This window comes from Pseudomonas sp. 05N432, from assembly GCF_056396945.1.
This window is the reverse complement of record NZ_JBFTMM010000007.1, coordinates 213,220-219,720: the sequence shown is the minus strand read 5'-3', so window position 1 is coordinate 219,720 and position 6,501 is coordinate 213,220. Positions and strand designations below refer to the sequence as shown.

At 60.3% G+C, this 6,501-nt stretch carries 6 protein-coding genes; 4 read left to right on the top strand and 2 right to left on the bottom strand.

What is annotated here, in order from left to right; genetic code table 11:
- Positions 1 to 329 precede the first annotated feature (329 nt).
- Entirely contained in the window at positions 330 to 1,214 is an 885-nt protein-coding gene (locus tag AC1DHT_RS10235) for a LysR family transcriptional regulator (RefSeq protein WP_054597883.1), read from the bottom strand.
- Positions 1,215 to 1,362: 148 nt separating this feature from the next.
- On the opposite strand from AC1DHT_RS10235, the gene AC1DHT_RS10230 reads away from it, so the two are divergent.
- From AC1DHT_RS10230 to AC1DHT_RS10220, 3 genes are read left to right on the top strand one after another with little or no spacing between them, the layout of a single operon-like run.
- Positions 1,363 to 2,061: a CoA transferase subunit A gene (locus AC1DHT_RS10230; protein WP_054597884.1), complete on the top strand. Its 699-nt coding sequence runs from the start codon at positions 1,363 to 1,365 to the stop codon at positions 2,059 to 2,061.
- Between the two features lie 36 nt (positions 2,062 to 2,097).
- Positions 2,098 to 2,757 carry a CoA transferase subunit B gene (locus AC1DHT_RS10225; protein WP_054597885.1) on the top strand — a complete coding sequence of 220 codons (660 nt, stop codon included), beginning with the start codon at positions 2,098 to 2,100 and terminating at the stop codon, positions 2,755 to 2,757.
- A gap of 23 nt (positions 2,758 to 2,780) precedes the next feature.
- Positions 2,781 to 3,962: an acetyl-CoA C-acetyltransferase gene (locus AC1DHT_RS10220; RefSeq protein WP_427527388.1), complete on the top strand. Its 1,182-nt coding sequence runs from the start codon at positions 2,781 to 2,783 to the stop codon at positions 3,960 to 3,962.
- 410 nt (positions 3,963 to 4,372) lie between these two features.
- Here the strand turns inward: AC1DHT_RS10220 and AC1DHT_RS10215 are convergent, their stop codons facing one another.
- Positions 4,373 to 4,909 (bottom strand): DUF4174 domain-containing protein, encoded by a 537-nt coding sequence (locus AC1DHT_RS10215; protein WP_103317253.1) that lies wholly within the window; start codon positions 4,907 to 4,909, stop codon positions 4,373 to 4,375.
- Positions 4,910 to 5,453: 544 nt separating this feature from the next.
- Here AC1DHT_RS10215 and AC1DHT_RS10210 point away from each other — a divergent pair.
- A complete protein-coding gene (locus AC1DHT_RS10210) occupies positions 5,454 to 6,500 on the top strand; it encodes a class I SAM-dependent methyltransferase (RefSeq protein WP_054597889.1) in 1,047 nt (348 codons plus the stop codon).
- Position 6,501 lies beyond the last annotated feature (1 nt).

The following is a 6,501-nucleotide window of genomic DNA, read 5'->3' as shown; positions in this document are numbered from 1 at the left end:
GGCGAGGTGCCGTACGCTTGGGGCGAGCGTTTTTTTGCTTACTTTTTTTAGGCGCTTGTAAAAAAAGTGAGTCGCCGTAAGGGCGAAACCGCCAGCCGCCGTTACCGCAGGAATGGATATGTACACCTGCGAGAGATTGGTCGGCTGTCAGGCCGTCATCGCGAGCAGGCTCGCTCCCACAATGGATTGGTGTACATCTGCGGGAGATAGGCCGGCTGTCAGGCCGCCTTCGCAGGCAAGCCAGCTCCCACAGGTTTGATTGGGGTACATCCGCGAGAGATAGGCCGGCTGTCAGGCCGCCAAGGCCAACAGATCGCAGCCTGCGGCAGCTACAGGCGAACTTCGTCCTTGAGAATGTCAAACAACGCCTGCGCCGCCGCCGACAACTCATGCCCCGGCTTGGTCAACACCCCAATCGCCCGCTCAATCACCGGATCACTCAAGGTAATGCAACACGCCCCAAGCTCACGCATCTGCTCGACACACAACGCCGGCACCGCACTCACCCCCAGCCCACTGGCAACCATCCGCCCGACGGTCGCCAACTGATGACTCTCAAACTCCACCGGCAGCTTCATCTGCCGCGCCTGCAAGTGCTCCTCAAGCATCACCCGCACCGTCGACGGCCGCTGCAACGTGATAAACGGCTGCTCCAGCAGCGTTTTCCAGTCGATCTCGGCACGCTCGGCCAGCGGCGAATCACTCGGCACCACCGCGACAAAGCGATCCATGTACAACGGAGTGAATTCCAGCGACGAACTCTGCGTCGGCTCAAACGCCACGCCAAGCTCCACATGACGGTCACGGACCATTTCCAGCACCTGCTCGTTGATCACGTCGTTCACCGTGACGTTGACCTTCGGGTAACGCGCACGAAAGGTCTTGAGGATCGGTGGCAGCAGGTTGCCGGCAAACGACGGCATCGCCGCCAGCGTCACCCGCCCTCGCTGCAGGGTGAAACGCTGGCGCATTTCATCCTCGGCGTTGTCCCAGTCAGCAATCAACCGCCGGGCCAGCGGCAGCAGGGACTCGCCCTCCGGGGTCAGCGCAACGTTGCGGGTGGTGCGGCTGAACAGCCGCCCACCGAGCCCGTCTTCCAGCGCCTTGATGGTCAAACTCAACGCCGACTGCGACAGGTGCAGCCGCTCACAGGCCACCGCAAAGCTCAAACTCTGCGCCACTGCCAAAAACGCCCTGATCTGCTTGACTGTCATCACCGTCCCTCACCATGCTGACCATTACCGATTGCTGAGTTTTATCTATCAATCAACCTTAAAAATCAACTTATCAAATCAATCTGATAGAGCAACACTCCACCCCATACGGCTAGCCAGCCGCCCACAAAGAATAAAAGAGGTGCATATGGCAGGTTTCGACAAGCGCGTGAGTTCCTATGAGGAGGCTCTGGCAGGCCTCGAAGACGGTATGACCGTGATCTCTGGCGGCTTCGGGTTGTGCGGTATTCCGGAAAACCTGATCGCCGAGATCAAGCGCAAAGGGACCCGCGACCTGACCGTGGTTTCCAATAACTGCGGCGTCGACGGTTTTGGCCTCGGCGTACTGCTGGAAGATCGCCAGATCCGCAAAGTGGTCGCCTCCTACGTCGGCGAAAACGCCCTGTTCGAAAAGCAACTGCTGAGCGGCGAGATTGAAGTCGTGCTGACTCCGCAAGGCACCCTGGCGGAAAAAATGCGCGCTGGCGGCGCTGGCATTCCGGCGTTCTTCACTGCCACCGGCGTGGGCACTCCAGTCGCCGAGGGCAAGGAAATCCGTGAATTCAAGGGCCGTCCATACCTGATGGAAGAGTCCATCACCGGCGACTTCGCCATCGTCAAAGGCTGGAAAGCCGACCACTTCGGCAATGTGATCTACCGCCACACCGCGCAGAACTTCAACCCGCTGGCCGCCACCGCCGGCAAGATCACCGTGGTCGAAGTCGAAGAGATCGTCGAACCCGGCGAGCTGGACCCCACACAGATCCACACCCCAGGCATCTACGTCGACCGGGTCATCTGCGGCACGTTCGAAAAACGTATCGAACAACGCACCGTGCGCAAGTGATCCTCGCCCTCAGCCCGAACAGTGGAGAATAAAAAAATGGCTCTTACCCGCGAACAAATGGCTCAGCGCGTCGCCCGCGAAATGAAAGACGGCTACTACGTGAACCTCGGCATCGGCATTCCGACCCTGGTCGCCAACTACATCCCCGAAGGCATGGAAGTCATGCTGCAATCGGAAAACGGCCTGCTCGGCATGGGCGCCTTTCCGACCGACGATAAAGTCGACGCGGACATGATCAACGCCGGCAAGCAGACCGTCACCGCGCGCATTGGCGCCTCGATTTTCTCGTCTGCAGAATCCTTCGCGATGATCCGCGGCGGCCACATCGACCTCACCGTACTCGGCGCTTTTGAAGTCGACGTACACGGCAACATCGCCTCGTGGATGATCCCCGGCAAACTGGTCAAGGGCATGGGCGGCGCGATGGACCTGGTGGCCGGTGCCGACAACATCATCGTCACCATGACCCACGCCTCCAAGGACGGTGAATCGAAACTGCTGCCGTATTGCAGCCTGCCGCTGACCGGTGCCAATTGCATCAAGCGCGTGCTGACCGATCTGGCCTACCTGGAAATCGAAAACGGCGCATTCATCCTCAAGGAGCGCGCACCCGGTGTGAGCGTCGAGGAAATCGTCAGCAAGACCGCTGGTAAACTGATCGTTCCCGAGCATGTTCCGGAAATGCAGTTCGCCTGAACCGCACCTTGAGGAGAAATTCGATGCAAGACGTTGTGATTGTTGCCGCCACCCGTACCGCCATTGGCAGTTTTCAGGGTTCGCTGGCCAGCATCCCGGCACCGGAACTCGGTGCCGCGGTGATTCGTCAATTGCTCGCACAAACCGGTCTGGCAGCGGATCAGGTCGATGAAGTGATCCTCGGTCAGGTGCTGACCGCAGGCTCCGGCCAGAACCCGGCACGTCAGGCGTCGATCCTCGCCGGCCTGCCCCACGCTGTTCCGGCGATGACCCTGAACAAGGTCTGCGGCTCTGGCCTCAAGGCCTTGCACCTGGGTGCGCAAGCGATTCGTTGCGGCGATGCCGAGGTGATCATCGCCGGCGGCATGGAAAACATGAGCCTCGCGCCGTACGTGTTGCCGGCCGCTCGCACTGGCCTGCGCATGGGCCACGCGAAAATGGTCGACAGCATGATCAGCGACGGCCTGTGGGATGCGTTCAACGACTACCACATGGGCATCACCGCCGAGAACCTGGTGGACAAGTACCACCTGACCCGTGAGGAGCAGGACGCCTTCGCCGCCGCTTCGCAGCAAAAAGCCACGGCGGCTATCGCAGCCGGGCGTTTTGCCGACGAGATCACGCCGATCCTGATCCCGCAGCGCAAAGGTGAGCCGTTGTCCTTCGCGGTCGACGAACAACCGCGCGCCGAGACCACTGCCGAGTCTTTGGCCAAGCTCAAACCGGCCTTCAAGAAGGATGGCAGCGTCACCGCCGGCAATGCCTCTTCGCTCAATGACGGCGCCGCTGCGGTGTTGCTGATGAGCGCCGACAAGGCCAGGCAATTGGGCTTGCCGGTGCTGGCAAAAATTGCCGCCTACGCCAATGCCGGCGTCGACCCGGCGATCATGGGCATTGCTCCGGTATCCGCGACCCGCCGCTGCCTCGACAAGGCCGGCTGGAACCTCGATCAACTGGACCTGATCGAAGCCAACGAAGCCTTCGCCGCGCAGTCACTGGCGGTCGGCAAAGAGCTGGAATGGGATGCAAGCAAGGTCAACGTCAACGGTGGCGCGATTGCGTTGGGCCATCCGATTGGTGCGTCCGGTTGCCGGGTGCTGGTGTCGTTGCTGCACGAAATGATCAAGCGTGACGCCAAGAAAGGCCTCGCCACCTTGTGCATCGGTGGTGGTCAGGGCGTGGCCCTGGCGATCGAACGGGCCTAAACCCGCAGGCGTTCAACAGTCAGCGCACGGACCCACGATATCCGCTCGCTGACTGGCAACACACCCGGCGCGACTTCGGTGGCGCCGGGTCTTTTTTTGCCTGGCGAACACTGTTTTTCCACGATGACCTGTCACTGATGCGACATTGGACCTGGAGCGTGTACAGCTGGTGGTGCCGGTCAATTCAAAAATCCCGGATTTCACGCAATCCCCGTAGCCGCTGCCGAAGGCTGCGTTCGGCCGCGAAGCGGTCGTGAAATCAGGCAACACGTTTGTCCCGGTAATCCGCGTATGCAGGATTTGCGAGGACTTCGTCCGAACGCGGCCCGCCTCTAACGCAGCCTCGCGAGCTCGGCAGCTGCTACGGGGATTGCGTGTGTTGAGCCGACATGTCATGCCAGACAAGCGTATCAATCATCCAAAGGTTGCGGTGGCGCTGCCGGTTTTGCTCCTTTGCCCTTTTTTCCGCCCTTGACCGGCGCAGCCTCTACGGGTGGCGGCGCAGGTGGCGCTGCCTCTTTCTCGGCGGCTGGAAGCTGGTCAACGGTGGCGAACAGATCCTTGGCCTCGATCGGGCCGAGGTGGTCGAGTTTTTTCTCGCCGTCCTTGCCCACCAGAATGACCTTGGTCTCGCCACTGACGCCCAGTTTCAACTCGCGAATCAGCGCCATGGTGGTTTGTGCATCGAGGTCCTTGCCGTCACGTTGGCCCATGAGATTGACCACGGTGTACAGCACCATATTGCGTTCTTTGAAGGCCTGGCTGTTGGCCGGTTCCGCCAGGGACTTTTTCAGGCTGACCAGTGTCGGGTCGATGCTGCTGGGAGCGATGACAATCAGCGGCCGGGTCCTGCCGCGTTCCTGGGCCAGGGGCGTGTCGTTGTCGGCGGCGAATAGAGGGCCGGCGACAGCGAGCAGAGTTGCAAGGGTCAGTGACCGAATGAGCATGCGCATCTCCTTTTGATTTCCACACTTTATGATTGCGCATCAAGGCGAAAGATCCAGTTCCGTCGCCTGAAATTTCTATCGCCATGCTGCGAAGCTTAGGCGAGTGGGCTTAATCCGCAACCGAATTTCGCGACACGGGTTTAGGCCATTTAGTTTGTCCAGGCTCACACCGCCAAGGCCAAAACACACGGCGCAGGTTTTTATCGCGTACTACACTTTTATTTGTCCCCCATAGGGGGGACGTTGCCAAATCCGGGTCCGTAAGCAGCGGGTTTGTCGAAGAAGCCCGCTCATGATGCTGGAGCTAATGGCTACTCGTAATCGTCCTGTGGGGCTCGGCCCCACAGTGACGTCATGCAGGACGACGTTATCGCGTCCCACTCGCCCGGACATGTCGCGTGTCCGGGCATTCGCGTGGCAGACGGTTTGGCTTCACAACGCGCCTGCCGTGTCGTCCTGATCATCCACCCGACTGCCGCCTGAAAGGTTGCTGCCTCTGCACACGCCCTCCTTCACCGGTGGTCTTTTTTCAGGAGGAGCAGTTATGGACGAAGCCAAACTCAATGACTTCATGGGCAAGGTGGTTTCCGACATGGGCGGCGCAGCGATGCTCGCGAACATGATCCTGGGCGATGAACTCGGTTTGTACCGGGCGATGGCCGACAGCCAGCCTGTCACCCCTGAAGAACTGGCCAGCAAGACTGGCTGCAATGCACGACTGTTGCGCGAATGGCTCAGTGCTCACGCAGCCTCTGGCTACATGGAGCACGTCGACGGAAAGTTCCGCCTGCCAGAAGAACAAGCCCTGGCGCTGGCGATCGAGGACTCACCGGTTTATGTCCCGGGCGGCGCTGCAGTGATTGCCTCGTTTTACCATGACAAAGACAAACTGATCGCCGCCATGCGCGGCAATGGTGCCCTCGCCTGGGGCGATCACCACAGCTGCATGTTCAAAGGCACCGAACGCTTCTTCAGACCCGGCTACCGCGCACACCTGGTCGGCGAGTGGTTACCTGCGCTTGAAGGCGTGGTGGACAAACTGAAAGCCGGGGCCAAGGTCGCGGATGTCGGTTGCGGCCACGGCGCTTCAACGGTAGTCATGGCCAAAGCGTTCCCGGCCTCCAATTTTGTCGGCTTCGACTATCACGCACCATCCATCACCACGGCTACCCAACGCGCTGAAGAAGGTGGCGTGGCCGATAGTGCTCGCTTCGTTCAGAGTACCGCCAAGAACTTTCCGGGCAATGACTACGATTTGATCTGCTACTTCGATTGCCTCCACGACATGGGCGATCCGGTGGGCGCTGCCAAACACGCCTATCAGGCGCTCAAGCCCGACGGGACGGTGCTGTTGGTGGAGCCGTATGCCAATGACCATCTCGACGAAAACGCGACCCCGGTAGGACGGCTGTTCTACGCCGCGTCGACGTTCATCTGCACGCCTAACTCGTTGTCTCAGGAAGTCGGTCTGGGGCTCGGGGCTCAAGCGGGAGAAGCACGGCTGCGGGATGTATTCACCCAGGCCGGATTCACGCATTTCCGCCGGGCAGCAGAGACACCGTTCAACCTGATTCTGGAGGCGCGTAAATAAT